Annotated in this window: 19 protein-coding genes and 2 pseudogenes; 6 read left to right on the top strand and 15 right to left on the bottom strand. The window is 74.1% G+C overall.

What is annotated here, in order from left to right; genetic code table 11:
• Window positions 1–62: 62 nt before the first annotated feature.
• The 3 genes from ACFWAR_RS05875 to ACFWAR_RS05865 are packed head-to-tail and all read right to left on the bottom strand — an operon-like array spanning window position 63 to window position 4,212.
• Entirely contained in the window at window positions 63–1,124 is a 1,062-nt protein-coding gene (locus tag ACFWAR_RS05875) for a glycine betaine/L-proline ABC transporter ATP-binding protein (RefSeq protein WP_385773474.1), read from the bottom strand.
• Window positions 1,121–2,713 (bottom strand): GMC family oxidoreductase, encoded by a 1,593-nt coding sequence (locus tag ACFWAR_RS05870; RefSeq protein ID WP_385773472.1) that lies wholly within the window; start codon window positions 2,711–2,713, stop codon window positions 1,121–1,123. The genes ACFWAR_RS05875 and ACFWAR_RS05870 overlap by 4 nt, the downstream gene beginning before the upstream one ends.
• On the bottom strand, window positions 2,710–4,212 hold the full coding sequence (locus tag ACFWAR_RS05865) for an aldehyde dehydrogenase family protein (protein ID WP_385773470.1): 1,503 nt from the start codon (window positions 4,210–4,212) through the stop codon (window positions 2,710–2,712). Before ACFWAR_RS05865 ends, ACFWAR_RS05870 begins: the two co-directional genes overlap by 4 nt.
• 228 nt (window positions 4,213–4,440) lie before the next feature.
• On the opposite strand from ACFWAR_RS05865, the gene ACFWAR_RS05860 reads away from it, so the two are divergent.
• A complete protein-coding gene (locus tag ACFWAR_RS05860; RefSeq protein WP_385773467.1) occupies window positions 4,441–5,952 on the top strand; it encodes a glutamate synthase subunit beta in 1,512 nt (503 codons plus the stop codon).
• Window positions 5,953–6,203: 251 nt separating this feature from the next.
• Here ACFWAR_RS05860 and ACFWAR_RS05855 read toward each other — a convergent pair whose 3' ends face one another.
• From ACFWAR_RS05855 to ACFWAR_RS05815, 9 genes and pseudogenes are all read right to left on the bottom strand, one after another.
• On the bottom strand, window positions 6,204–7,031 hold the full coding sequence (locus tag ACFWAR_RS05855; protein ID WP_385773465.1) for a PaaX family transcriptional regulator C-terminal domain-containing protein: 828 nt from the start codon (window positions 7,029–7,031) through the stop codon (window positions 6,204–6,206).
• A gap of 75 nt (window positions 7,032–7,106) precedes the next feature.
• Entirely contained in the window at window positions 7,107–7,904 is a 798-nt protein-coding gene (locus ACFWAR_RS05850; RefSeq protein WP_385773463.1) for an Asp/Glu racemase, read from the bottom strand.
• 26 nt (window positions 7,905–7,930) lie between these two features.
• Entirely contained in the window at window positions 7,931–8,836 is a 906-nt protein-coding gene (locus ACFWAR_RS05845) for a fumarylacetoacetate hydrolase family protein (protein WP_385773461.1), read from the bottom strand.
• Between the two features lie 39 nt (window positions 8,837–8,875).
• Window positions 8,876–9,988 (bottom strand): cupin domain-containing protein, encoded by a 1,113-nt coding sequence (locus ACFWAR_RS05840; RefSeq protein ID WP_385773459.1) that lies wholly within the window; start codon window positions 9,986–9,988, stop codon window positions 8,876–8,878.
• On the bottom strand, window positions 9,985–11,022 hold the full coding sequence (locus ACFWAR_RS05835; protein WP_385773457.1) for a carbon-nitrogen hydrolase family protein: 1,038 nt from the start codon (window positions 11,020–11,022) through the stop codon (window positions 9,985–9,987). The genes ACFWAR_RS05840 and ACFWAR_RS05835 overlap by 4 nt, the downstream gene beginning before the upstream one ends.
• A gap of 29 nt (window positions 11,023–11,051) precedes the next feature.
• Window positions 11,052–13,343: an FAD-dependent monooxygenase gene (locus tag ACFWAR_RS05830; RefSeq protein WP_385773455.1), complete on the bottom strand. Its 2,292-nt coding sequence runs from the start codon at window positions 13,341–13,343 to the stop codon at window positions 11,052–11,054.
• Window positions 13,334–13,708 (bottom strand): annotated as a pseudogene (locus ACFWAR_RS05825) (acyl-CoA thioesterase); the annotation flags it as partial. The pseudogene ACFWAR_RS05825 and the gene ACFWAR_RS05830, both read right to left, overlap by 10 nt.
• Window positions 13,709–13,780: 72 nt before the next feature.
• Window positions 13,781–15,415: pseudogene (locus ACFWAR_RS05820) on the bottom strand (AMP-binding protein); the annotation flags it as partial.
• Between the two features lie 161 nt (window positions 15,416–15,576).
• On the bottom strand, window positions 15,577–16,059 hold the full coding sequence (locus ACFWAR_RS05815) for an ATP-binding protein (RefSeq protein ID WP_385773453.1): 483 nt from the start codon (window positions 16,057–16,059) through the stop codon (window positions 15,577–15,579).
• Window positions 16,060–16,282: 223 nt separating this feature from the next.
• Here ACFWAR_RS05815 and ACFWAR_RS05810 point away from each other — a divergent pair, with 223 nt between their 5' ends.
• Both ACFWAR_RS05810 and ACFWAR_RS05805 read left to right on the top strand, forming a co-directional pair.
• Entirely contained in the window at window positions 16,283–17,242 is a 960-nt protein-coding gene (locus ACFWAR_RS05810) for an alpha/beta hydrolase fold domain-containing protein (protein ID WP_385773451.1), read from the top strand.
• Between the two features lie 170 nt (window positions 17,243–17,412).
• Window positions 17,413–18,204: a phosphatase PAP2 family protein gene (locus tag ACFWAR_RS05805; RefSeq protein ID WP_385773449.1), complete on the top strand. Its 792-nt coding sequence runs from the start codon at window positions 17,413–17,415 to the stop codon at window positions 18,202–18,204.
• A 21-nt stretch (window positions 18,205–18,225) separates the two neighbouring features.
• Here ACFWAR_RS05805 and ACFWAR_RS05800 read toward each other — a convergent pair whose 3' ends face one another.
• The 3 genes from ACFWAR_RS05800 to ACFWAR_RS05790 form a co-directional block, all read right to left on the bottom strand.
• The gene (locus ACFWAR_RS05800; RefSeq protein ID WP_385773446.1) at window positions 18,226–19,233 is read right to left on the bottom strand and encodes a LacI family DNA-binding transcriptional regulator; all 1,008 of its coding nucleotides are present in this window, start codon (window positions 19,231–19,233) and stop codon (window positions 18,226–18,228) included.
• 122 nt (window positions 19,234–19,355) lie between these two features.
• Window positions 19,356–20,936, bottom strand: a complete 1,581-nt coding sequence (locus tag ACFWAR_RS05795; protein ID WP_385773444.1) for a carboxylesterase/lipase family protein — start codon at window positions 20,934–20,936, stop codon at window positions 19,356–19,358.
• A 136-nt stretch (window positions 20,937–21,072) separates the two neighbouring features.
• Complete coding sequence (locus ACFWAR_RS05790) at window positions 21,073–21,804, bottom strand: phosphatase PAP2 family protein (RefSeq protein WP_385773442.1); 732 nt, start codon at window positions 21,802–21,804, stop codon at window positions 21,073–21,075.
• A 790-nt stretch (window positions 21,805–22,594) separates the two neighbouring features.
• Between ACFWAR_RS05790 and ACFWAR_RS05785 the strand changes: the two genes are divergently transcribed.
• The 3 genes from ACFWAR_RS05785 to ACFWAR_RS05775 all read left to right on the top strand — a co-directional run bounded on the left by ACFWAR_RS05785 (window position 22,595) and on the right by ACFWAR_RS05775 (window position 26,582).
• A complete protein-coding gene (locus ACFWAR_RS05785; RefSeq protein WP_385773440.1) occupies window positions 22,595–23,860 on the top strand; it encodes an MFS transporter in 1,266 nt (421 codons plus the stop codon).
• Between the two features lie 99 nt (window positions 23,861–23,959).
• Window positions 23,960–24,877, top strand: a complete 918-nt coding sequence (surE, locus tag ACFWAR_RS05780) for a 5'/3'-nucleotidase SurE (RefSeq protein WP_385773438.1) — start codon at window positions 23,960–23,962, stop codon at window positions 24,875–24,877.
• Between the two features lie 70 nt (window positions 24,878–24,947).
• Window positions 24,948–26,582, top strand: a complete 1,635-nt coding sequence (locus ACFWAR_RS05775) for a carboxylesterase/lipase family protein (RefSeq protein WP_385773436.1) — start codon at window positions 24,948–24,950, stop codon at window positions 26,580–26,582.
• Window positions 26,583–26,608 lie beyond the last annotated feature (26 nt).

Below are 26,608 nucleotides of genomic sequence, written 5' to 3'. Positions count from 1 at the left end.
CCCCCGCGTCCCGGCCGGGAGCGGCACGGCGCGGCCACCGGGGCGCGCGGTGGTGCGGCGCCTCATGCCGCCACCTCCCCGGTCACCGGGCCGGGTAGCCCGGCGACGACGGCGAGCAGGCCCGCGTCGTCGACGACACCCAGGCAGCGGCCCCCGTCGACGACCCTGGCGGGCCCACCGCTGCGGACCACCGCCTCGATGGCCAGGGCGACGGTGGTGGCGGGGGAGAGGGACACGCCCCGCTCGGCCTCGTCTCCCGTGGCGGGGCGCATGGCGCTGCGCACGGTGAGCACCTGCTCGCGCGGTACGTCGCGGACGAAGTCCCGCACGTAGTCGTCGGCGGGGGAGCCGACGATCTCCTCCGGGGTGCCCAGCTGCACGATCCGCCCGTCGCGCATCAGGGCGATGCGGTCACCGAGGCGCAGCGCCTCGGACAGGTCGTGGGTGATGAAGACCATGGTGCGGCCCTCGTCGTGGTGCAGGCGGCCCACCTCCTCCTGCATCTCGCGCCGGATCAGCGGGTCGAGCGCGCTGAACGGCTCGTCGAACAGCAGGACTTCGGGATCGGCGGCCAGTGCGCGGGCGAGGCCGACGCGCTGTTGCTGGCCTCCGGAGAGCTCGTCGGGTCGGCGCTCCTCCAGCCCTTCGAGGCCCACCTTGGCGGTCATCTCGGCCGCCCTGGACCGCCGTTCGGCGCGGCCCACCCCCTGGATCTCCAGGCCGTAGGCGATGTTGTCCAGCACGGTGCGGTGCGGCAGCAGGCCGAAGTGCTGGAAGACCATGGCGGCGCGGTGGCGGCGCAGGTCCCGCAGCCGGGTCCGGTCCATCGCGAGGACGTCCTCGCCGTCGATGGCCAGGGAGCCCGCGGTGGGCTCGATCAGCCGGGTCAGGCAGCGCACCAGCGTGGACTTGCCGGAACCGGACAGGCCCATCACGACGAAGGACTCGCCCTTGTGGACGTCGAAGGTGACGTCCCGGACGGCCGCGGTGCAGCCGGTGCGCTCGCGCAACCGGGACGCGGACAGCTCGGCGTGCTCCGAGCCGGGCACCCGGGCGGCCGCGGCCCGGGGGCCGAACACCTTCCAGAGGTCCCGCACGGCGAAGACGGGCGCTTCGGCGTTCATCGCGCACCCCCCGCCAGCAGCTCGGCCGCCTTCTCGCCGACCATCAGCACGCCGATCATCGGGTTGACCGCGGGCATCGTCGGGAACACCGAGGCGTCGGCGATCCGGATGCCGTCCAGCCCCCGCACCCGCAGGTCCGGCCCGACCACGGCCCCGGGATCGTCCACCGCCCCCATCCGGCAGGTGCCCGCCGGGTGGTAGACGGTGTGCGCGACGGAACGGGCGTACGCGCTCAGCTCCTCGTCGCCCGTGACCTGCGGACCGGGACACACCTCGCGCGTCAGCCAGCCCGCCAGGGGCTGCGTCGCCGCGATCTCGCGGGCGATCTTGATGCCGTCGACGAGGGTACGGGCGTCGTAGTCGTCCTCGTCCGTGAAGTACCGGAAGTCGAGGGCGGGTTTGACCTCGGGGTCCGCGCTGGTGAGGTACAGCCGGCCGCGGCTGCGCGGCTTGGGGATGTTCGGGGTCAACGACACTCCGTGCGCGGGGCGTTCGTAGCCGATCCGCTCAGGGTTGTCGGTGAAGGGGATCTGGTAGAAGTGGAACATCAGGTCCGGACCCGGGGACGCGGGGTCGCGGCGCACGAACAGTCCGGCGTCGCTGTCCATCGCGGAGTTCTCCGGTATCGGGCCGTCCGTCTCCCACACGATCACCGACTCGGGGTGGTCGAGGAGGTTCTCGCCGACTCCCGGCAGGTCGTGCACGGGCGGGATGCCGAGCGCCGACAGCTGCTCGCGCGGGCCGATCCCGGAGTGCAGCAGAAGTCTCGGGGTGTCGACCGCGCCCGCGCACACGACCACCTCGCGGCGGGCGAGGATCAGCGACTCGGCGCCGTCCGCGGACCGTACGCGCACCCCGCGCGCCCGCGTCCCCTCCAGCTCCAGCCGGTGCGCCCAGGTCTCCAGCAGCAGGGTGAGGTGCGGCCGCTCGGCCATGACCGGGTGCAGGTAGGCCACCGACGCGGAGGAACGCTTGTTGTTCTCCGGGTGGTAGGCGAGGTCGAAGAAGCCGACGCCCTCGTGGAAGGGCTTGGCGTTGAACCCCTCGATCCGGGGCACGCCCAGCGCCTGCTCGGCCGCCGCCACGAAGTCGCGCGCGACGGCGTTGCGGTCGGCCTCGCCGACCGGGACGACGTTGTTCAGCAGTCTGTCGAAGTAGGGGTCCATGGCGGCGGCGTGCCAGCCCTCGGCCCCCGCCTCCGACCATTCGTCCCAGTCCGACGGCAGCGGCTTGAAGGCGATCAGCGTGTTGTGCGAGGAGCACCCGCCGAGCACCCGGGCCCGGCTGTGCCGGATGTGCGAGTTGCCGCGCGGCTGCTCGGTGGTGGGGTAGTCGTAGTCGAGTTCGCCGCCGAGCAGCCCCATCCAGCGCCGCAGGGTCAGCACGTCGGGGCGGTCGACGTCGCTCGGGCCGCCCTCGATCACGGCGACCGTGACGTCGGGGTCCTCGGTCAGCCGGGAGGCGATCACGGAACCGGCGGTGCCGCCGCCGACGATGACGTAGTCGAACTCCCGGGTGGTGCCGGGGGAGGGCGGTACGGGGGTGGCGGGTGTCGCGGGGGTGGTCCCCGGGTGGTTCCTGGCCGTCATGCGGAGGTCTCCTCTCGGCCCGCGAACCAGCGGACGGGGCGGGGTGCGAGGTTCTGGTAGACGTGCTTGGTCTCGCGGTACTCGGCCAGGCCCGAGGGGCCGAGCTCGCGCCCGATCCCGGACTTGCCGAAGCCGCCCCACTCGGCCTGCGGCAGATAGGGGTGGAAGTCGTTGATCCAGACCGTGCCGTGGCGCAACCGGCCCGCCACGCGGCGGGCGCGGCCCTGGTCGGCGGTCCACACCGCGCCCGCCAGCCCGTACTCGGTGTCGTTGGCGAGGGTCACCGCCTCGTCCTCGGTGACGAAGGTCTCCACCGTCAGCACCGGTCCGAAGACCTCCTCGCGCACGACGCGCATCCGGCGGTCGCAGCGGTCCAGGACGGTCGGGCGGTAGAAGTAGCCCGGGCCCGGGGGGCGTTCGCCGCCCGCGCGCAGCACGGCGCCCGCGGCGAGCGCGGAGGCGACGTACGACTCGGTGCGCTCGCGCTGGGCGGCCGACACGAGCGGGCCGCACTCGACGCCGGGGTCGGTGCCCCGGCCGAGCCGGATCCGCTCGGCGCGGCGGGAGAGTTCGGCCACGAACCGGTCGCGCACCGACGCCTCGACGATCAGCCGGGAACCGGCCGAACAGACCTGGCCGCTGTGCATGAAGGCGGCGTTGAGGGCCTGGTCGACGGCCGTGTCGAAGCCGGCCGCCGTCGCGCACGCGTCGGCGAAGACGACGTTGGGGTTCTTGCCGCCCAGTTCGAGGGCGAGCTTCTTCACCGTGTCGACCGCCGCGTGCGCGACCTTGGTGCCGCTGCCGAGACCGCCGGTGAAGGAGACGAGGTCGACGTCGGGGTGGGCGGCGAGCCGGGCGCCCACGGGGTCGCCGGCGCCGGTCACCAGATTGGCGACGCCGTGCGGCAGCCCGGCCTCCACCAGCAGCTCGATCAGGACGACCGTGCTCAGCGGGGTCAGCTCGCTCGGCTTGATCACGAAGGTGTTGCCCGCGGCGAGCGCCGGGGCCACTTTCCAACTCGCTTGCAGCAGCGGGTAGTTCCAGGGAGTGATCAGGGCGCACACGCCCACCGGCTCGTGCACGACCACGCTGTGGACGTCCGGCGATCCGGCGTCCACGACCCGCCCGCCGCCCTCGCCGAGGACGAGATCGGCGAAGTACCGGAAGGCGTCGGTGACGCAGTCCACGTCCGTGCGGCCCTCGGCGAGGGTCTTGCCCGCGTCCAGGCTCTCCAGCAGCGCGATCCGCTCCCGCTCGCGCTGGAGCAGGTCGGCCGTGCGCCTGAGCAGCGCCGCGCGCTCGGCCACCGGGGTCCGTGGCCACGGGCCGCGGTCGAAGGCGGCGCGCGCCGCGCCGACGGCGTCGTCCGCGTCCGCGACGGTGCCCTCGGCGACGACCGCGAGGACACTGCCGTCGGCGGGATCGATGACCTCCCGCGTGGCGCCCGTCGAGGACGGCCGCCACCTTCCGGCGGTGTGGATGCTCTGCTGCTCGGACACGACGCGCTGTACCTCCGGATGTCGCACCGCGGCCTGCCCGCGGTGTCGGTGCGGTGCGGCTCGCGTGCCCCGGCTTTCGTCACTCATGTCCCCTACGTCACGGGAAGTGACCGGTGTCACGTCGCCGGTGATCGGCCCGGACGGTGTTCCCGCCACCGGGAACGGCGGACGAACCGGGCGTAACCTGGTCGGACCGCCGTATCCGCGCGGGAGTCATGGAGGCGGCGCATGACCGACCCGTTCGGCTTCCTCAGAACTCCGCGACGCTCCGTACCGGCGCGCCCCGCCGACGAGCGGCTCGGCGACTGGTGCGAGGTCCACGCGGGGCGGACCTCGCTGCCGCTGGTGTCCGAGCAGGCGAACCGCTGCATGGACTGCGGCATCCCCTTCTGCCACGCGGGCTGCCCGCTGGGGAACCTCGTCCCCGAGTGGAACGCCTACGCCGCCCACGGCGACTGGCGGGCCGCCTCGGACCGGCTGCACGCGACGAACAACTTCCCCGAGTTCACCGGCCGGCTCTGCCCGGCGCCCTGCGAGGACGCCTGCGTCCTGGCGATCAACGCCGAACCGGTGACCATCAAGAACGTCGAACAGGCCATCGCCGACCAGGCCTGGGCGCACGGGTACACCGCCCCCGCGCCGCCCGCCCGTCCCAGCGGCAAGGCGGTCGCCGTCATCGGCTCCGGTCCCGCCGGTCTCGCCGCCGCCCAGCAGCTCCGGCGCGCCGGGCACGACGTCGTGGTCTTCGAACGGGCCGACCGGATCGGCGGGCTGCTCCGCTACGGCATACCGGCCTTCAAGATGGAGAAGGCCCACCTGGACCGGCGGGTGCGGCAGCTGCGGGACGAGGGGACCGTCTTCCGTACGGACGCGGACGTCGGCGGCCGGATCGACGCGGCCGGGCTCCGGGCCACCCACGACGCGGTGATCGTCGCGGTCGGCGCGACGGAGCGCCGGGAACTGCCGGTGCCCGGCCGCGGGCTACGGGGCATCCACCAGGCGATGGACTACCTGACCGAGGCCAACCGGGTCGCGCAGGGTGACGTCGAGGCGCCCGGGGTGAGTGCCGAGGGGCACCACGTGGTGATCGTCGGGGGCGGTGACACGGGCTCCGACTGCCTGGGCACCGCGCTGCGCCAACGGGCCCGCTCGGTGCTCCAGCTCGACATCAACCCGGAACCGGGCCCCACCCGCTCCGCCGCCCAGCCCTGGCCGCTGTACCCGAAGGTCTACCGGATCTCCCACGCCCACGAGGAGGCGCGCCACCGCGAGGGCGTCGACCCGCGGGCCTTCGCCAGCGCGACCGTGCGCTTCGAGGGCGATGCCGGGGGGCGGGTGCGCGGCCTGTGCCTGACCGCGGTGGAAGCGGCGGAGCGCCGCGCCCTGCCCGGCACCGAGCGGGTGATCGAAGCCGGGCTGGTGCTGTTGGCGCTGGGGTTCACGGGGCCCGAGCGGGCCTGCCCCCTGGGCGAGCAGCTCGGCCTCGTCCGCGACGAGCGGGGCAACTTCGCGCGGTCCGCGGACTTCGCGGCGCTCGGCCCGCCGGGTCGGCCCCCGGAGGGGGTGTTCGTGGCGGGCGACGCCGGGCGCGGGCAGTCCCTGGTGGTGTGGGCTATCGCGGAGGGGCGCTCCGCGGCGGCGGCGGCCGACCGCTACCTGACCGGGCGCACCGCCCTGCACGCACCCGTCCGGGCCCAGGACGGGCCGCTGCTGCGGCCGCCCGACGGGCTCGCCTGGTGAGGCGGTGGCGCTTCGCGGGCCCTTCGCGGGCGCGCGGGCGTGGGCGTGGGCGTGGGCGTGGGTGTGGGCGTGGGTGTGGGCGTGGGCGGGATCGGGGGTGAGGCCGGGGTCGGGGGTGGGGCCGGGGCCGGGGACGGGCGCGAGTGTCTCCTCGGCTCGCGGGCTCGGGGTGTCGGAGAGGGGGCGCGGTGGGGACCGCTCGGCCTGCGGGGACACTCCCGCCCGTCCCCGGCCCCGGCCCCGGCGGTGGTTTACGGGGGTGTGGTGAGGGTGTTCTGTACGTGGTGCAGGCTCGGGCCGGCCAGTACCTCGTGGAGTTGTTGGAAGACCTGACGGGCCCCGACGGCGTTCCAGTCGGCGGGCAGCAGCTCGGCGGGCAGCCCGGGGTCGAGGTAGGGCAGGCGGCGCCAGGCCGTGAGCATCGGCACGTAGTGGCGGAACGCCTCGGCCGGGTCGATCTCGCGCTGTCCGGCCAGCCGCTCGGCGACCGGCGCGTAGGTTTTGGTGAACTCCGCGTACTGCCCCTGGATCGCGGGGAAGTCCCACCAGGAACTGACGGCGCCGGGCAGGTCGCTGAAGGCCGCGTAGTCGGCCGCCGCGAAGAGGTGGACGTACTCGCTCAGCCCGAGCCGGACCAGTACGGCCCGCGCGTCCTCCAGCACCCGGCCCGGCGCCAGCCACACGCCGGAGGCGACGTTGCCGAAGCCGAGCCAGGTCAGCCGGGTGCGCAGCTGGTAGCGGTGGGAGCGCTCGGACTCCGGTACGGAGAACACCGCGAGGGCCCAGCCGTCCGCCAGGTCCGCCGGCTCCAGGCTGGCGAAGATGCGGCGGTCGCCCGCGTCGAAGACCGGGTGCACGGCCGGGCTGAGCCGGTACCCGGTGGCGCCGCGCCGCTCCGGTTCCAGGACGCCCTTCTTCTTGAGCCGCGAGATCGCCGAGCGGACGGCCGGGCTCTCCACGTCCAGCTCCGACATGAGGGTGATCAGGTCGGCGATGGAGATCCAGCCGCCGATGCCGCGCAGAAACGCCCCGTAGACCGTGTTGATCAACGAGCTGGGCCTGAGGGGGCTGTCCGACATGATCGCCTTCCGTTGGATGCGGTGGCGATCCTACCGAGCGCCCCGATCCGGCACCCGGCGCAGGTCCCTGCCGGCTCAACCTCCCGAGGCGGCCCCCCGGACCAGCGGCGCCTCGGCGTACGCACCGGACAGCAGGTGCCCGGCCCCGGGCGCGACGGCGGGCAGGTCGAGGGCCCGCAGCAGCTGGTGGGCGGTGCAGACGGCCGCGGAGACGACCGGCTTGCCCAGGATCTGCTCCGCCTCCTCGATGGCCCCGAGCGAGGGCATCTGCACGCAGGCGGAGAGGACCACGGCGTCCGCGTCGCCGTGGTCGAGGGCGCGGGCCAGCTCGGGCAGCCGGGCCGGGTCGTGCGCGGCCACGTCCAGGTTGTTCGGTATCTCCAGCGCCCGGTAGTCCAGGACCTCGATGCCCTCGTGGGTGAGGTAGTCGACGACGGTCCGGGTGAGGGGGCGCATGTACGGGGCGAGCAGCGCCACCTTCCGCGCGCCCATGGTGTGCAGGCCCTGCACCAGGGCCCCGGCGCTGGTCACCACCGGCGCGGGGGCCCCGTTCTGCACGGTGCGCGCGTGCAGCCGCTGCTCCGCCTCGCGGTGGTATCCCAGGCCCATGCTCATGATGGCGACCAGGCAGGCGTAGCCGAGTACGTCGACGTGCGCGTCGGACAGCTCGACGGCGCAGCGGTCGGAGTCGGCGTCCATGGCCCTGAGCTGCTCCGGCGTCACGTGCGTCATCCGCATGCGGCTGGAGTGGAAGGTGAAGCGCTCCGGAGCGACGCGCTGGCGGGCGCGCAGGATGGCCGGCACCTCCGTCTCCATCGTGACGTTCGAACTCGGCACGATCTGGCCGATGCGGTAGGTGGGCGGGTGCGGCATGCGGGCTCCTCGGTTCGGTGGGGTGGTCAACGGGCGTCCACTACGGGATTGGTGAGGGTGCCGATGCGCTCGACCGTGGCTTCGACGGTGTCGCCCGGCACCAGGAACTCGGGCGGGACCATGCCGGCCCCGACGCCCGAGGGGGAGCCGGTGGCGATCACGTCGCCCGGCTCCAGGGTCACGCCGGAGCTGATGTCGGCGATCAGGCGGGCGATCGGGAAGAGCATGTGGCGGGTGTTGGACTTCTGCTTGGTGACGCCGTTGACGCGCAGGTCGAGGTCCAGCGCCATCGGGTCGGGGATCTCGTCGGCCGTGACCACGACGGGCCCGAAGGGGGCGTAGGAGTCCTGGCCCTTGGAGAAGAACCACTGGCCCGAGCGGCGCTGGTCGCGGGCGCTGATGTCGTTCACGATGCCGTACCCGAAGACGTGCTCGTACGCTTCGTCTTCGGACACCCGGAAGGCGGTGCGGCCGATGACCACGGCGAGTTCGCACTCCCAGTCCAGCTGCGCGGTCAGGTCCCCGTTGTGCAGGATCGGCGCCCCGGGCCCGGTGACGGCGGTGGCGGGCTTGCTGAACAGGACCGGCCGCGACGGGAGTTCCTTGTCCGTGTCCAGGCTGCGGCTGGACTCCGCCACGTGTTCCACGTAGTTGAGCCCGACCCCGATGATCTTTCCGGGTCGGTGCGGGGCGCACAGCCGGACGTCTTCGAGCCGGTGGACGGCGTGCCCGGGCAGCGCGCCGTCCAGGAGGGCGCGGGCGGCGTCCAGGGCGGCGGGCCCGGCCTGGACGAGCGAGAGCAGGTCCGGCGGGATCCGGACGCCCGCGTGGTCCGCCAGGGCGGCGAGGTCGTGCACGAGGCCGGCGCGCTCCGCGCCCAGGCGCGGCGCGGGGTCGACGGGGGACCCCGTGGTGAAGGTCAGCAGTCGCATGGGTGTCTCCGAAGTCGGGGGAGGGGGTGGCGCGGGCGGTCAGGAGGTCGGTTGGTGGCCGCCGTTGTCGGCGTAGGCCTCTTCGCGGTGGAAGCCGAGCGAGCGCATGACCGGGAAGTCGTCGAAGGAGAAGAGGCACGCGTCCTCGGCCGGGTCGAGGTTGTGGTGCTCGTGCCAGGCCCAGGACGGCACGCAGAAGATGTCGCCCTCCTGCCACGCGAAGCGCCGTCCGGCGATCACCGAGACGCCGCGTCCCTTGGCCACCGTGTAGATCACCGATCCGGTGTGGCGGTGGGCCAGCGTGGCCTGCCCCGGCCGCAGCAGCTGCATGTGCGCGCCCATGGTGGGCATCACCGACCCGCCGGTGACCGGGTTGGTGTACTCCGCGATGATCCCGTCGTAGGGGGACCCCTCGGTGGCCCGGGCCAGGCCGAGCAGCGCCTCGTACGTCGCCTCCCACGGGTAGGCGAGCAGCGGGGAGTAGGGCCGGGTCCAGCGCTCGACGCCGTGCGGGAGCAGGTTCGCCGCGTACGTCAGGACGGAGGAGTTGATCACCTTCCCGGGCTTTTGGTACAGCTCGGGGTGGACCTCGTAGAAACCGGCGTCCAGGGCGTTGACCAGCGGGATGTCCAGCCCGTCCTGCCAGATGACCGGGGCGTCGTCCGCGTCGTTGCCGTGTTCGTGCCAGGTGCCGTTCGGGGTGATCGCGAAGTCGCGCGGCCCGACCTTCAGCTTCTGCCCGTCGACGATCGTCCACGCGCCCGTGCCCTCGTGGACGAAGCGCAGCGCGGCGGCCTGGTGGCGGTGGGCCGTCATGGCCTCGCCGGGGCCCATGATCTGCAGGCCCGTGTAGAGCAGCCCGGCCGCCGCGCTGACGTCCTTGCGACCGGGGTTGACCAGCATCACCACGCGGCGGCCCGCATCGTCCGCCTCGACCAGGGCGAGCGCCTTGTGGACGAGCGGGCGCAGCTCCTCGTAACGCCAGAGCACGGGAACGGACCGGGGCTGCGGGTACCAGGGTTCGATGTCGTTGGCGACGGTCCACAGCGCGCCCGCCTCGCGCGCCGCGAGTTCGGCGTAATAGGCGGTGAGTTCGGGGGTGTCGAGGACCCGTGCGCGGCCGAGCGCGGTGTCGTCCTGTTCGGGGGTCATGCGTCCTCCTCGGGAAGGGCGGTCGTCGCGGGAGCGGAAAAGGGGGCGGTGAAGGTCACGGGTCGGCGGGGCCGGTTGTCGACTTCGAGGTGGAAGACGTCGAAGCGGTTGTAGTGACCGGTGATGTCGTGCATCTGCCTGGGCTGGATGCACCGGCCCAGGTCGATCTCCGCGTAGACGATGCCCTCGTCGTCCACCAGCGGCGGCGTGACCGGTCGGCCGTCGGGGCCGAAGATGCCGGACAGCGCGCTGCGCGGGCGGCCGAAGAGGGCCCGCAGCTCCTCGTCGTCCCCCGCGAGGAGATCGATGATCTCCGGGGAGACGGTGGAACAGGCCACGACGGAGAAGACCTTGCCCTCGAAGCTGTGGGCGGCCGTCCGCACGGCGATGGCCTCGGCCATGTCGTAGTCGGCGGGCGCCACGGGCAGGGCGATGTAGCAGGAGGCGTGCACGAGCTCGCCCTGGGCGAGGAGGGCGAACCGGGCCAGGGTGTTGGTGTTCTCGCCGCAGGCGAGGGCGCCGAGCGGGCCCACCGGGGTCCGGTGGACGCGCAGCGAGCTGCCGTCGCCCCCGGTCCAGGTGAGCTTCTCGGCCCAGGTCGGCACCAACTTGCGGTGGATCCCCAGGATTTCACCGTCGGGCCCGATGGTCAGCAAGGTGTTGTACAGGACGCCGAGGCTGTTCGGGCCGCGCTCGTTGACCCCGATGACCAGGACGACGCCGTACTGGCGGGCGGCCGCGCGCAGGGTGTCGACGTGGGGGCCGGGGACGTCCACGGAGGCCCGGTGCAGGCGCTCGAACCAGGGCGAGCCCTGCACCGGGTTCATGGTCCAGTTCCAGTACGGGTATCCGGGTACGAACACCTCGGGGAAGACGACGAGCGTGGCCCCGTTCCCGGCGGCCTCGGCGATCAGGGCGACCGCCTTGTCCACGGTGGCGCCGGGGTCGAGGTAGACCGGGGACGCCTGGACGGCGGCCGCCGTGAAAGGGGGCAGGTCGTACGGGGGCGGGCCGTACGGGGGTGGGGTCTCCACGGGATCTCCTGGCGGTCGGCGGTCGGCGGTCAGCAGGCGGGTGCGGGGACGAGGGGGCGCCAGCGCTGGTGCACCGGCGCGGCGGCCCGCCGCAGCAGTTCGAGCCGGGGCGGCACCCGATCGGTACGGGCCGCGGGCGGCCGGCCGCTGCCGGCGGCCCAGGACCGCGCCCACGGCGCCGCGGACCCGCGGTAGCCCTGGGCCGCGGCGGCGTGCAGGGTCCACAGCGGGTCGTGGAGCTGGGCCCGGCCGAGGGCGCACAGGTCGGCCCGGCCGGCCAGGACCAGCGAGTTCACGTCGTCGTACGAGGAGATCGCGCCGACGGCGATGGTCGCCAGCCCGGTGGCGTTGCGGATCAGATCGGCGTACGGCGTCTGGTAGCTGCGGCCGTAGCGGGGTCGCTCGTGGGCCACGACCTCACCGGTCGAGACGTCGATCCCGTCGGCTCCCGCCGCCCCCAGGGCCCGGGCGATCTCCACCGCCCCGGCCTCGTCGAGGCCGCCCGCCGCCCAGTCGGTCGCCGAGATCCGCACCAGCAGCGCCTTCCCGGCGGGCCACACCGCCCGTACCGCGCCCAGCACTTCGAGCGGGAAGCGCAGCCGCCCGGCCGGATCCGCGCCGTACTCGTCGGTGCGCCGGTTGGTCAGCGGCGACAGGAACCCGGACATCAAGTGGCCGTGGCCGTACTGGAGTTCCAGCGCGTCGAAACCGGCCCGGTCGGCCCGCTCCGCCGCCCGTACGAAGTCCCGCACGATCAGGTCCATGTCCGCCCGGGTCGCCTCCCGCGGCACCGGGCCGTGCTCGTCCCAGGCCAGCGCGGACGCCGCCAGCGGTGAGCCGTCGGCGGCGCGGCGACCGGCGTGGGTGAGCTGGATCCCCAGGCAGGCGTCCGACTGGCCGTGGACGAAGCCGGTGATCCGCCGCCAGGCGGCCTCCTGCTCGTCCGTCCACAGCCCGGGGCACCCCGCGTCGGTGCGGCCCGCGGAACTCACCGCGGTCATCCCGGCCAGCACCAGGGCCGGTCCGCCGAGGGCCTGCGTGGCGAGGTGGACCAGGTCGAAGTCGCCCGGCACCCCGTCGCGGGCCGTGGACAGGGCGACGGGCGCCGCCACGACCCGGTTGCGCAACCGCAGACCGCCCAGCGCGAAGGGCCGGAACATCGGCGGCACCGGGGCGGAGGCGTTGACGGCGGTGGTGAACTCCTCGTCCCGCGCGCGCAGGCCGTCGTAGGTGACGCGACGGCTGCGGGTCAGCAGGTTGAAGGCGAACTGGTGCGGGTCCTGGTCGGTGTACCGGTCGAGGTGCTCGAACCATTCGAGGCTGGCCTGGGCCGCCCGCTGGGTGGACTCCACGACGGGCCTGCGCTCCTCCTCGTACGCCGCCAACGCGCCCGGCACGTCCGGGTGTTCGTGCAGACAGGCGGCCAGGGCGAGCGCGTCCTCCATGGCCAGCTTGGTGCCCGAGCCGATCGAGAAGTGCGCGGTGTGCGCGGCGTCCCCGAGCAGCACCGTGTTGCCGTGCCGCCAGGTGCGGTTGCGCACGGTGGTGAAGCGCAGCCACTTGGAGTTGTTGGGCAGCAGCCGGTGCCCGTCCAGGTGGGCGGCGAAGATCTCCTCGCACCGGCGGATGCCCTCCTCGTCGCTCGCGCCCGGCGGCAGGTCCAGGCCCTCGGAGCGGTCGAAACCGCCGCGCCGCCACGTCGCCTCGTCCATCTCCACGATGAAGGTGGAGCGGGTGTCGTCGTACGGGTAGGCGTGCACCTGGAGGGTGCCGAAGTCCCGCTCCTCGACGATGAAGGTGAAGGCCTCGAAGACCTTGTCGCTGCCGAGCCACATGTAGCGGCCGGAGCGCTCGTCGAGGTCGGGGGCGAAGGTGTCGGCGTAGGCGGCGCGCGTGGCCGACCGTACGCCGTCACAGGCGACCACCAGGTCGTATGCGGCGGCCAACTGCTCGGGCGCCGGCGCCTGCGTGCGGTAGCGGACGTCGACGCCCAGGGCGGCGCACCGGTCCTGGAGGATGCCCAGCAGCCGACGGCGGCCCAGGGCGGCGAAGCCGTGCCCGCCGGAGGTGAGGGTCGTGCCCCGGCGGCGGACGTCGATGTCGCTCCAGCGGGCGAACTCGGCGGACATCGCGGCGTGCACGACCGGGTCGGCCTGCGCGATGCCGTCGAGGGTCTCGTCGGAGAAGACGACCCCGAAACCGAAGGTGTCGTCGGGGGAGTTGCGCTCCCAGACGGTGATCTCCCACTGCGGGGACAACTGCTTGGCCAGGGCGGCGAAGTACAGGCCGCCGGGCCCGCCTCCGATGACTGCTACGCGCACGGGGCGCCTCCTCGGGTGTTCTCGAACAGTTCGGGGGCCTGCGGGCCCGCCGTGGTGAGGACCGCGCGGACCTCGGCGGGCCAGGGGGTGGACCCGGTGGCCCGGGCGGCGGAGTGGGCGATCACCATGCGGCCGCTCGCGGCCCGCGCGCCCTCCTCCCCGTGGACGGTGAAGGCGTAGTGCAGGGAGCTGTCGCCCACCTCGGTGACGCGCAGCTCGGTCCGCACGGCCTCGCCGAACCAGAGCCGGGCCCGGTAGTCGGCCTCGAAGTGGACGCGGGGGGTGCTCCCGAACAGGTGGGACAGGCCCAGCCGCCGCAGCAGCACCGCCTCGGCCGCCTCGACCCACCGCACGACGGTGGAGTGGTGGTAGTGACCGGCCGCGTCGGTGTCGGGCCACTCGACCCGCCGCTCGATCACGACGCTGGGCAGGGTCGGCGGCGCGGGATCGGCCGACTCCCGTGCCAGGAGCCTGAGTTGGCCGCGCCGGAGCTTGCCGGTCTCGGTGCGCGGGAGCTCGTCGACGAACTCCACGGCGCGCGGGTACTTGAAGGGGGCGATGGTCGCCTTGACGTGGTCCTGGAGTTCCCGGACGGTGGCGTCGTCGGCCCCGACCCCGGCGCGCAGCACCACGTACGCCTTGACGAGCATGCCGCGCCGCTCGTCGGGGACCCCGACCACACCGCAGTCGGCGACGTAGGGATGGTCGGCGAGGGCCTTCTCGACCTCGGGCCCGGCGATGTTGTAGCCGGAGGAGACGATCATGTCGTCGCTGCGGGCGACGTACCAGAAGTAGCCGTCGGCGTCGCGCGTGTAGGTGTCACCGGTGATGTTCCAGCCGCCGCGTACGTAGGTGGACTGGCGCGGGTCGTCGAGGTAGCGGCAGCCGGTGGGGCCGGTCACGGCGAGCAGGCCGGGCTGCCCGTCGGGGACGGGGTCGCCGTTCTCGTCGACCACGGCCGCGCGGTAGCCGGGGACGGGCCGGCCCGTCGATCCGGGCCGGATGTCCTCGTCGGCGGCCGAGATGAACACGTGCAGCATCTCGGTGGCGCCGATGCCGTCGATGATGCGCAGCCCGGTGGCGGCGCGGAACTCCTCCCACACGGCGGCGGGCAGCGGCTCACCGGCGGACACGCAGCGGCGCAGCCCCGCCAGGCGGTCGACCGCGCCGTCGGCGAGGATCGCGCGGTAGGCGGTCGGCGCGGTGAACAGGACGCTGACCCCGTGCTCGGCGACGAGGTCGGCCAGCTGCCCGGGCGTCGCCCGCTCGATCAGCAGGGTCGAGGCCCCGACCCGCATCGGGAAGACCACCAGCCCGCCGAGGCCGAAGGTGAACGCCAGGGGCGGCGTGCCGGTGAACACGTCCTCGGGCTCGGGGCGCAGGACGTGCCGGGAGAACGTGTCCGCGTTGGCGAGGACGTCGCGGTGGAAGTGCAGGGTGGCCTTGGGCCGCCCGGTCGTACCGGAGGTGAAGGCGATCAGCGCGACGTCGTCCGCGGCCGTCGCCACGGAGTCGAAGACGGCGTCCTTGCTGGCGCACCGGGCCGTGAGGTCGTCGTCGCCGGAGCCGCCGTACGCGATCACCCGGAGGGCTGCGGGATCGGCGGCCGCTCGGAGTTCTTCCAGGTGGCGGTGGTCGCAGAGGGCGATCGCGGGGCGGCTGATCGCGCACAGCCCGGTGAGTTCGGCGGCGCGCAGCAGCGGCACGGTGGTGACGGCCACCCCGCCCGCCTTCAGGACGCCGAACCAGGCGGCGACGAGCCACGGATTGTTGGGTCCGCGGAGCAGGACCCGGTTGCCGGGCAGGAGGCCCAGGTCCTCGGTGAGCACCTGGGCGACCTGGTTGGCGCGGCGCAGCAGGTCGCCGTAGGTCCAACGCTCGGTCGGGGTCAGCAGGCAGGGGCGGTCGGGGCCCCAGCGCTCGACGGCTTCGTCGAGCAGGGCGTGGGCGCAGTTGAGCCGGTCCGGATAGCTCAACTCCGGTAGATCGAAGTGGAGTCGGGGCCAGAGGGCGGCGGGTGGCAGCCGGTCGCGACAGAAGGAATCGGCATGTGCCGAGGGGGAGAGCTCCATGGGGCGGCACCTCAATCAGGGAGCAGCGGGGGAGATGGGGCAAGTATCTCGATATTTTGGCGATCGTCAATTGTTCGCGATATCTCGATGTCGTGGACCCCTCGACGCGACCCCGCGCCGCGCCCCCTTGCCGCGACCGCCGCCGCGGCCCCCGCCCGGTCTCAGGCGGCAGGTGTGCGGGCCGGTACGCGGACCTTGACGCGATGGCCGAACTCGCCTGCGGCAAAGGTGAGTTCGCCGCCCACCTCGGCGGCCATGAGCTGGATGATCAGCAGGCCCCGCCCCGTCTCCGCGTCCGGATCCGCCTCGGTGCGCGGCAGTGGCGGTCGGGGTCGCACGGGAGCCCCGTCGGTGACCTCCAGGTGGAGCCAGCCCGCGCGCAGGGTCACCCCGACCCGCATGCGGCGCGTGGCGGCGGCGTGCAGGACGACGTTGCCGGTGAGCTCGCTGACCGCCAGCAGGAGGACGTCCGCGATCTCGGCGGCGATCGGCCAGCCTCCGAGCACGGCCCGCACGCGCGACCGGATCAGCGGGACCACCGCCGCGGTCGGGTCGGCGGCCCAGCGGGCGAAGGCGCGCACGTGGTGGGTCGCGCTCGCGGGGGAGGGCGGGGCGGTCGGGGAGGGAGAGGTGGCGGCGAGCATGGCGTGCTCCCTGGAGGGGAAGGCGACGCCGCCCGCCGTGCGGCTCGTGTAACGGGTGAGGAAGTCACTCGACCCGGGGGCTTGTGGTCAGCGGAAACGCGTCGCTAGAGTCGTGATTACACGTGTAACACGTTAAGCCTCCCGGGTACCCTGCGCAAGCAATTCGGACATACGTTACGAAGTCTTGCCCGTGCCGAGGCCGCGCAGAATTGGAAGGGCCGCAATGACGCAAGCTCCCCCCGCAGCCGACATGCCCGACATGACCTGGCCGCCCCCGCCCTACCAGGCGCCCGTCCCGTCCGTCACGGACGAGCACGGGGTCCGCCGCCACGACGGCATCACCTACGCCACCACGCCCGGCTACCGCCCCCGGCTGCTCGACGTCCAGGTGCCGCCGGGCGAGGGCCCCTTCCCGGCGGTCGTCTGGATCCACGGCGGCGGCTGGATGGACGGCGACCGTCGCTACCCGCCGCCGACCGTGCCGGCCGCACTGCTGCACGGATCGGTGCTGGGAGCCGGACTCGCGCTGGTCTCCATCGACTACCGGCACAGCCTGGAGGCCCCCTTCCCGGCCCAACTGCACGACGTGAAGGCCGCGATCCGCTACGTCCGCAAGTTCGCCGGAGTCCTCGGCATCGATCCCGACCGGATCGGCGTCTGGGGCGAGTCCGCAGGCGGCCACCTGGCCGCGCTCGCGGGCCTCGTGGGCCCGGACAGCGCGGACGGCGAGTCCCTGGAGGGCGCGCACGGCGTGGGCGCCGGGGACACCGCGGTCCGCGCGGTCGTCGACTGGTACGGCATCTCCGACCTGGTCGCCCTGTCGGACCACCCGATGCCGGAGCTGCCGGCGGCGCCCGGGGTCGAATTCCCCGACCCGTACGTCGCCCTGCTCGGTGCGCCCGTCGCCGAGCGCCCGGACCTGGCGCGGGCCGCCAGCCCCGTCACGCACGTCACCGCGGGCTCGAACCCGCCGCCGTTCCTGCTCGTCCACGGTCGGCAGGACGGGCTGGTCCCCTACAGCCAGAGCGAGTTGCTCGCCGAGGCCCTGTCACAGGTGGGGGGCGAGGTCGTCCTGGAGCCCGTCGAGGACGCCGACCACATCTTCCTGGGCTCGCCGGACGTCCCGCAGATCGTCGCGGACAGCGTCGCGTTCCTGGCCCGCCACCTGGGCGCGGGCGCCTGAGCGGTCGTCACCACCCGACGCCCGCCAGGAGGGGGCGCGGCCCGCACGGGCCGCGCCCCCGCGCGGGCTCACCTCGGCCGAGCGACGAACGGCGAGCGACGAGCAAAACGAGCAACGAGCACGAGCAACGCAAAACGAGCAACGCACAGCGAACGACGAACAAGGCAGCCATGTCCAATAACCCGGTCACCCGCCAGTCCCGCACCGCCCCCGCCCCCACCGCCCCCGCCACCGCTCCCGACTCCGAACCCCCGCGGAGACCCGTCCGGCGCCGCCCCGGCGTCCTGATCGCGGGACTCCTGCTGCTGGGCCTGCCCGTGGGGCTCGGCCTCGTCGTCCGGCGGGATCCGGCGGCCCCGCCCTTCCAGGGCGCGGACGACCGCTGGCTGTCCTGGATGGGCGGCCCGCACGAGGGCCCGTACGCCTGGGTCGCGGCGGTCCTGAACTGGTTCGGCGGCCCGGCCGGCGTCGTCGTGCCGCTCGCCCTCCTCGTCCTCCTGCTCGTGCGCGCGCGGTGGGTGTCGGCGGGTTTCCTGTTCGGCGCCTACCTCTTCGGCAACATGGTCGTCGTCCAGGGACTCAAGTACCTGGTGGACCGGCCGCGACCGGCCGATCCCCTGGTCCGCGTCGACCACGGCTCCTTCCCGTCCGGACACGCCGCGGGGGCCGCACTGCTGGTGGTCCTCGTCGGCGCGCTGCTGGTGCCCGCCGCGCGGCGCCGGGGCTGGTGGATCGGCGGGGCGCTCTTCACGCTGACCATGATGTGGAGCCGTACGTGGCTGCACGCCCACTGGATCAGCGACACCTTCGCGGGCGCGGCCGCCGGGGCGGGGGCCGGGCTGCTGGCCTGGTGGCTGTGCGCACCCGCGCTGGGGCGCGAGGCCGCCCGCGTCCGGGACCGCCGGGGGGCGGCCACGGGCGCGCCCGACCCGCTGCCCGAGCCCGTCCCGGTAAGCCGTTGACCCGCTGACCCGCAGGGGCCGTTACGAGGTCTGGCGGTGCACCAGTACCGCCTTCGTCCGCGGTATCGGGGCGGTCGTCCCCGTCGTGATCAGCTCGTGCACGGCGTCCGCGACCCGCGCCGGCGAGGCGAGGTCCAGCCGGATCGACGTCAGAGCGGGCTGCTGGAGCGAGGACAGGACCAGGTCGTCGGCGCCCACGACCGCCACGTCGTCCGGTACGACGATCCCCTCGGCCCGCAGCGCGTGCAGCAGCAGCGCGGCGTACTCGTCGTTGTAGGCGAACACCGCGTCCAGCGCGAGGTCGGCCCAGCGCCGGGCGAGGGCGGTCGCGGACCCGCGGGTGTAGGACAGCTCGACCGGTGTCACGGTGGCCATGTGCCGGGCCGCGACGGACTCGGCGCCCGCCAACCGAGGTGCGGCGAACGTGGCGAGGCCCCGCTCCTGCGGCATGACCACGCCGATGCGGGTCCGACCGCGGGCGATCAGGTGCTCGGCGGCGGTGGCGCCGATGAGGGCGTGGTCGAAGCCGATGGTGTGTACGCCGGGCACGGGGTGGGAGGCGAAGGCGAGCGTCCCGCGCACGCCCGCGCGGTGCAGCAGGTCGGCGGCCTGCGCGGTCAGCCGGTCTCCGTCGATGGCGATGACGGCGGCCGGGCGCAGCTCGGCCCAGGCGCGGGCGGCGTCGAGGGGATCGGCGAAGCGCCCCGCGTGCAGGACGGCGGTGTAGCCGTGCCGGTCGAGCTCGCTGTGCAGGTCGTCCACCCAGTCGCTGACCAGTCGGCCGACGGCCGAGATCGACGCGGGCATCAGCACGAGGTTGCTGCGCCCGGCGCGCAGCGAGCGGGCCGCGGCGTGCGGTACGTAGCCGAGCTGCCGGGCGGCGTCGAGGACGCGTTCCCGGGTCGCCGCGCTCACGCGGTGGCCCTGGGTGTCGTTGAGCACGAAGGAGACGGTGGCGCGCGAGACCCCGGCGAGCCGGGCCACGTCGGCACTGGTCAGGGAGGCCGGGGCGGGAAGGTCTTTGGCCATGGCGTCCCTCGACGCTCCTTTTGCTCGATCCGATGCTCTCCCTTCGAAGGTTACACGAGTTAGATCAACGGAGCGGGGGCCCGCCCGGACGTGCAACGCCCGGGTGGGCCCCCGCGCCCCCGTTACGACGTGAGCCTGCGCAGTGCGCCCTCGTGCAGCCGCCGGGAGTCCCCGGCGAGGTCGTCGAGGGCGGTGACGACCGAGTCGAAGCGCATCGTCGTGCGGGTATCCGACCCGTACGGGCTCCAGTGCGGCATGTCGGGGTGGTTCGGGTCGCCGGTGCGGACGAAGGCGATCCACGCCCGGTGCATCGTGTGCGCGAGGCCGTCGCGCACGGCGGGAGCCAGCCCGGCCACGAAGGGGGCGCCCGCCCACTGCTCGAAGTTGTCGAAGGCGAAGGGCAGCTCGAGGCAGTGCGCGGCGCCGAGCCGGCCCTCGTAGGCGACGGAGGGGAGGTTGAACTGGTAGGCCCACACCGGTCGTTGCGCCGCGGCGCGCGCCTCGGCGAGCCGCACTGCGGGCATCCGGAACAGCTCGTCGGTGATGAGGTCCATCAGGACGTCGACGGGACGGGCCCCGGGCCGGGTGCGCTCGTACGCCGCGTACACGTCGGGGGCGGCTCCGGCGCCGAAGGTCTCCGCGATCCTGGCGGTCACCCGCTCGCGGTCGGCGTCCGCGTGGCCCGGGTCGAGGGCGAACCCGAAGTTGGCCTCCTCGCGCGTCCAGCCGATCAGTACCTCGATCCCGGCCGCGGCCCCGTGCAGCAGCGCCTCGGCCGGGTGGCGGTGGAGGGTGACCCCGTCGATCACGGGCAGGAACGGCGTGGGCCAGTACCCCCAGTGCGAGGTCCGGGCGAAGAGCCCGCCCGCCGCGGCGATCAGGGCCGGCCAGTCCTGCGCGCGCAGCTCGGCGAGGCTCTCGGCCCCGGCGAGTTCCAGGTAGGCGGCGGTGCGTTCCAGGGAACCCTCGGGCGAGGGGAAGTCGAGCCCGAAGGGCGGGCTCATCAGGATGACCCGCCGGATCAGGCCCGTGGCCCCGGGCGCTCCGGCGAGTGCGGCGGTGGACACCGCGCCGCCCGACTGGCCCGCGACGGTGATGGAGTCCGGGTCGCCGCCGAAGGAGGCGATGTTCTCGTGCACCCAGCGCAGGGCGGCGAGCTGATCGCCGAGCCAGTGGTTGCCCCCGGCCGGTCGCGCGGCGCCGTCCCCGTCCGCTTCGCCGTACCCGTCCTCAGGGGTGGGGTGCAGGTAACCCAGTGGTCCGATGCGGTAGTTGATGCCGACCACGACGAGGTCCCCGTCGCGGGCGAAGGTGGCGCCGGAGTAGGCGGGCAGCGACCCGGAGCCGGAGACGAAACCGCCCCCGTGGATCCAGACGAGCACCGGCCTGCGCGCGTCGTCGACCGCGGGCGTCCAGACGTTGAGGGTGAGGCAGTCCTCGTCGAAGGGGGGTTCGCCGTGTCCGCCGAGGACCGGGTCGCCTCCCTCGCGGTACATCTGCGGAGCGCTGGGGCCGTCCGCGGTGGCGTCCCGGGTGCCGCTCCACCCGGGGTGCGGCCGCGCGGGCCGCCAGCGCAGTTCGCCGACCGGGGAGGCCGCGTAGGGCACGGCCCGGAAGACGGTGAGCCCGTCCTCGACCGCGCCGCGCAGCCTCCCGGCGGGCAGGTCCACCATCGTCTCGTCCGGGCCTGGGGTGTGAGCCATGAGCCGATCCTTCCTGGGTCGCGCGCCGGGCGCGCGCCGACCCGTCGAGAGTATGGCGGAAAATCAACGATCGTCAATCATGCGCGATATCGTGCTGCGCGTCGGGCGGCGCTCCGGGCGGCGCGCTGCGCGGCGCTCACGTCCAGAGGGTGTTGGCCGCCGTCCGCTCCGCCTCCGTGGCCAGCGGTCGGGCGAACGCCCACCACAGGAGCAGGCACGACCCCGCCCCCACGAGGGCGCCGGCGAGGGTGTCACTGGCCCACTGGGCGTGCAGCCAGGTGCGGCTCCACATCATCGCCGCCGCGTACCCGGCGCCGAACAGCCACCACCAGCGCCGCGCGCGCGGCGGGACCACCACCACCGCGACCGCGAAGACCAGGGCGACCGCGCTGAAGACCTGGCCGGAGGGGTACGAGCCGTCGTTCACCAGGACCCAGGTGTGCGGGGGGCGGGGGCGGTCGGCGAGGTCCTTGAGGGGCAGCACGACGAGGATGTTGGCCAGGACGTTCGTGGCGAGGACGAAGAGCGCCGAGCGCCAACGCCCGTACACGCAGAGGCAGCCGGTCAACATCAGCGGCAGGATCAGCCCCAGCGGCCCGCCGAGCCGGTCGAGGGCGAGGGCGAACTCCGTGGCGGCGCCCGTGGACGAGCCCCCGGCGGAGCGGGCCCAGGTGTCGTCGAGGCCCTGGAAGAAGGGTCGTTCGTCCACCCGCAGGAGCCATCCGGCCAGCAGGGGGACGAGGAGGAGCGACGCGCCCGCGACGAGGGCGCGCCGGGGCGGCTCCGCGGGCAGATGGTGACGGGGCGGCCGGGTCGGGACGGGGGCGTGGGAGGGCGGCGGCGACGCGGGGACGGCGGGGCGCAGCATGGCGGGCCTTTCGGGGTCGACTCGCGGATGGCGGGGGGTGGGGCGGGGGCGCTCGGTGAGCGGGTGGGCGGACGCGCGGCATCGGGCGCGGGCCGGTCGCGGCGGACCGCGGAAGGCTCGCGGAAGAGCCGCGTGGGGCGGGGCCCGGGGCGTCCGGAAACGTGCGGCGGGCGAGCGGGGGGTGGAGGCGGCGGCGACGGCGGGGGAGCGGAAGAGGCCGGTCCGGGTCCGGCCCGGGCCGGGGCGTCGCGCTGCGGCACGGAGTATTGCGGATGCGTGACCGCCACCACAAGGGCAAGAGGGTTTTAGGCCGCGACCGGCCTGGTCAGGGGCCGTGACCGGCCAGTTACACGTGTCCGAGGTGCCGTTCGGTCGTGGGTCACGATCTGTGCATCGCCCCGCATCAGGTCTTGGCGGGGGCCCGAATGTGGTGCTACACAGTGTCCAGACGCCGGAAGTAACACGTGTAACAACATCGTGTTACCCCTCTCGCGTCGAGCACCCCGAGCGCGTCGCACCACGGCATGTGAACCACCACGTCGAACACATCGAACACATCGACCACGTCGACCACGTCGAGCGCGCCGCGTCGCCCCACGGCTCCACCCCCGCGCTCGCGGAGCCCGCACCTCCGTAACCGGCGCACCTCGCCACCCCGCGCACCTCCGCACCCCGCGCACCTCGTCAACCCGCGCACCCCGGCGGCACTTCGCGCCACCCGCCGCGTGCTCCCCGAGCGCGCCCCGCACGCCCCACGCCACCTCCCCGCTCCGTCCCCCGAGGAGTCGTCATGGTCACGAACGAGCTGATCGATCCGCCCGTACCGGCGGATCACGAACCGCCCCACAGACGGGGACTCCTGATGCTCCTGCTGGTCGCCAACTCCGCGATGATGGCGGTGTACATGGGCGTCGGCTCCATCCTGCTCCCCACCCAGATCGCCGCGATCGCCGGCGATGACAAGGTCGCCGTCCTGGGCCTCGTCGGCGGCGTCAGCGCGATCTTCGCGACCGCCTTCAACCCCATCGCCGGCGCCCTCTCCGACCGCAGCGGCCGCCGCAGCCCCTGGATCCTGGGCGGCGCCCTCGGCTCGCTCGCGGGCCTGGCCTTCCTCGGCAGCGTCACCACCGCGCTGCTCGTGGGCATCGGCTGGTGCCTGATCCAGGCGACCATGAACGTCTACCAGGCCGCCGTCACCGCGATCGTCCCCGACCGGATCGCGGTCGCCCGGCGCGGCACGGCCTCCGCGGTGGTGGGGCTGGGCCTGCCCATCGGCGGCACGGTCGGCGTACTGATCGCCTCCCAGGCGGCGGACCACCTGCGCACCGGGTACCTCGTCTTCGGCGGGGTGATCGCCGCGGCCGCGATGCTGCTCACCGCCTTCTGCCGGGACCTGCCGCGCACCGCGGGCCCGGCCGCGCCCGCGGCCGACGCCCCGCCCGCGCCCAAGGGGGCGCAGGTCAAGGCGTTCCTCTCCGCGCTCGGCCACCACGACTTCCGCTGGGCCTTCATCGGCCGGGCCCTGATGGTCCTCGGCTATTTCTCGGTCGTCGGCTACCAGCTGTACATCCTGGACGATCACATCGCGCTGCCCGACGGGTTGACCCCGCCCGACGCGATGGCCGTGCTCACCCCCGTCTCCATGGTCGCCATGGCCGTTTCCACGGTGGTCGGGGGGATGCTCTCCGACCGCTGGAACCGCCGCAAGGTGTTCGTCGGGGTGTCGGCGGCCCTCGCCGGGCTGGTGATGGTCGTCCCCGTCATCAGCCCCACCTGGACCGGCATGCTCGTCTTCAGCGCGCTCAACGGGCTGGCCTTCGGTTGCTTCATGGCCGTCGACACCGCGCTCGTCACCCTGGTCCTGCCGCGGGCCGAGGACGCCGCCCGGGACATGGGCGTCCTGAACATCGCGAACGCCGGGCCGCAGATCATCGCCCCGTTCGTCGCCTCGGCCGTCGTCACCGCACTCGGCGGGTACACCCCGCTGTTCCTGGTCGGCGGCGCCCTCTCGCTGATCGGCGCCCTCGCGATCCTCCCGATCCGCAGCGTGCGCTGACCCCGGCGCCCAGCCGAGCCCACCCCACCCCACCCCTCACCTCCCGTCCTCCACCCACCCACCCATCCCCTCATCTCCACCTCTTCCAAGGAGCGTTCCGTGCAACGCAAGCGTGTTCTGCCGTTGGCCGCCCTGCTGCTCTGCGCACCCGCCCTCGCCGGTACGGTGCCCGCCGCCGCCGCGTCACAGGCCGTACCGGCATCCGGGCCCGCCCGGCCGCTGCGGATCCTGCTCACCAACGACGACGGCTACAACGCCCCGGGCATCCGGCTGGCGTTCGCGTGGCTGACCGCCGCCGGACACGACGTCACCATCGTCGCGCCGCTCACCAACCAGAGCGGCGCCGGTACGAAGGGCTCCAACGCCCCGACCATCGCGGTGCGCCACCCCGAGCCGAAGGTGTGGGCCGTCGACGGATCCCCGGGGGACTCGGTGACCTTCGGCCTCTCCGAGGTCTTCGAGGGCAAGGCCCCCGACCTCGTCGTGTCCGGCACCAACTACGGCCCGAACGTGGCGGCCCTCGCCACCCACTCCGGTACGGTCGGCGGCGCCGTCGCCGGGTTGGAGGCCGGCATACCCGCCATCGCCCTCAGCACCGGTGGCGTCGCGGCCCCCGACCCCGTGACCACGATCAACGCGATGGGCCCGACCCTCGACTTCGCGGTCAAGCTGATCGACCGGCTGCGCACGCGGGCCGGTTCCGGCCGACTGCTGCCGGAGGGTGTCGGCCTCAACGTCAACTTCCCCGTCATCGGCGCCGACGGCAAGGGCGTGCCCGCCGGGGTGGCGACCACCTTCCAGGACCCGCAGCCGGTGTTGAAGTCCGACTTCACCGATGCGGGCGACGGGACCTGGAAGGTCGGCGTGAAGGTGGACCTGCGCACCCCGGCCCGCGGCGGCGACGTCGAAGCCGTGGGCGCCGGGAAGATCGCCATCAGCCCGATCAACGCCGACTGGAACACCGGTCCCCTCGACCTCGCCGTCGCCCGGGCCCTGCTCGCCGGACTGCGCCCGTAGGTCCTCCCACCACCCGTCCGGTGGGGAGCGACCCGCGCCCCACCGGACGGCCTCGAACCCAGGAGCACCGATGCCACGCCCCGCGACCCGGACCGTCCGGACCAGCCGGTCCGGCGCCCCGAGACCCTTGCCCCGCACGGCACGGATGCTGAGCGCCCTCGTGGCCCTCGCCGCGCTGCTCGCCCCCGCGGTCCCGGCCGCCGCCGCACCGCGCGATCCGCACCGCCCCGTGGTCGCCGTGGCCCAGGGCGCACTGCGCGGCCGGGTGCACGACGGCGCGCAGGAGTTCCTCGGCGTGCCCTACGCCGGAGCGCCGGTCGGCGACCTGCGGTTGCGCGCTCCGGCGCAGCCGCGCCCCTGGCGCGGGGTGCGCGAAGCCGACCGACAGGCACCCGCCTGCCTCCAGTTCTCGCCGTTCGGCCTGCGGGATCCGCTGGCCGTGAGCGAGGACTGCCTCTACCTCGACGTGTACCGGCCGCGGGGTGCCCGGGCGGGGGAGCGGCTGCCGGTGATCCTCTGGATGCACGGGGGCGCGTACAGCCAGGGCACCGGGACGCAGTTCGGCGGCCGCACGATGGCCGCGCTCACGAACAGCGTGGTCATCAGCATCAACTACCGCCTGGGACAGCTCGGTTATCTGGGCCTGCCCGAGCTGGTCGGGGAGGAACCGGGGCGCTCCGGATCCTTCGGCCTGATGGACCAGATCGAGGCGCTGCACTGGATCCGCCGGAACGCCGCCGCGTTCGGCGGGAATCCGGGCAACGTGACGGTCTCGGGCCAGTCGGCGGGCAGCGGTTCGGTGTGCGCACTGCTGGCCGCCCCCGCCGCGGCCGGGCTGTTCCACCGGGCCGCGTTGCAGAGCGGGCCGTGCACGCTGCTCCGCACGCCGGACGCGGCGCGCGCCGCCTCCGAGGCGCGGGCCTTCGCCGCACGGGCGGGCTGCGCCGACCCCGGGGCGGTCGTCGCCTGCCTGCGCTCCGCCGCCGGCCCGGCGCTGGTGGACGCGGCCCGTACGCTGCCCACCTCGGGCCCGGCATCGGGCGACGGGCTGCTCCCGCGGGACCCGGCCGCCGCGATCGCCGCCGGGGCCTGGAACAAGGTCCCGGTGCTGATCGGCAGCACCCGCTCGGAGGCCCGGTTCTTCGTGGCGCTGACGCGGCCCCGGCTCACGGAGCAGGAGTACGCGCGGGAGGTGCTGGACACCTACGGCGCGGCGGGACCGGAGGTGCTGGCCCGCTATCCGGTGGCGGCCCACGGATCCCCGTACCTGGCGCTGTCGGCGCTGATGACGGACTCGACCTTCGCGTGCCAGACGGCCCGGACCACGGCCCTGTTCGCCCGTCAGGTGCCCACCTACGCCTACGAGTTCGACGACCCGGACTCCCCGACCCTGGCGGGCGCCCAGGTGCCGGGACTGGACGAGTCGAACGCGCACAGCGCCGAGTTGGCCTACCTGTACGACTTCACCATGGGGGACCGGCCGCTGACCGAGGTCCAGAACGCGCTGGCGACCCGGATGAAGCGGTACTGGGGCGCCTTCGCGCGCTACGGGACCCCCGTGGTGGCGGGCCTGACGCCGTGGCCGGCGGCCGGCCCCACCGGCCCGGTGCTGACCCTCGGTCCCGCCGGGGCGCGGCCGGACCCGGGCTTCGCGGCGGAGCACCAGTGCGCTTTTTGGCGGACCCAGCCCGACCGGCCGATCTGACGGGTCCGCCCGGGACGCACCCTCTG

The sequence above is a fragment of the Streptomyces sp. NPDC059917 genome, from assembly GCF_042730635.1.
Lineage (GTDB): Bacteria > Actinomycetota > Actinomycetes > Streptomycetales > Streptomycetaceae > Streptomyces.
This window is presented reverse-complemented; position numbering and strand designations above follow the sequence as displayed.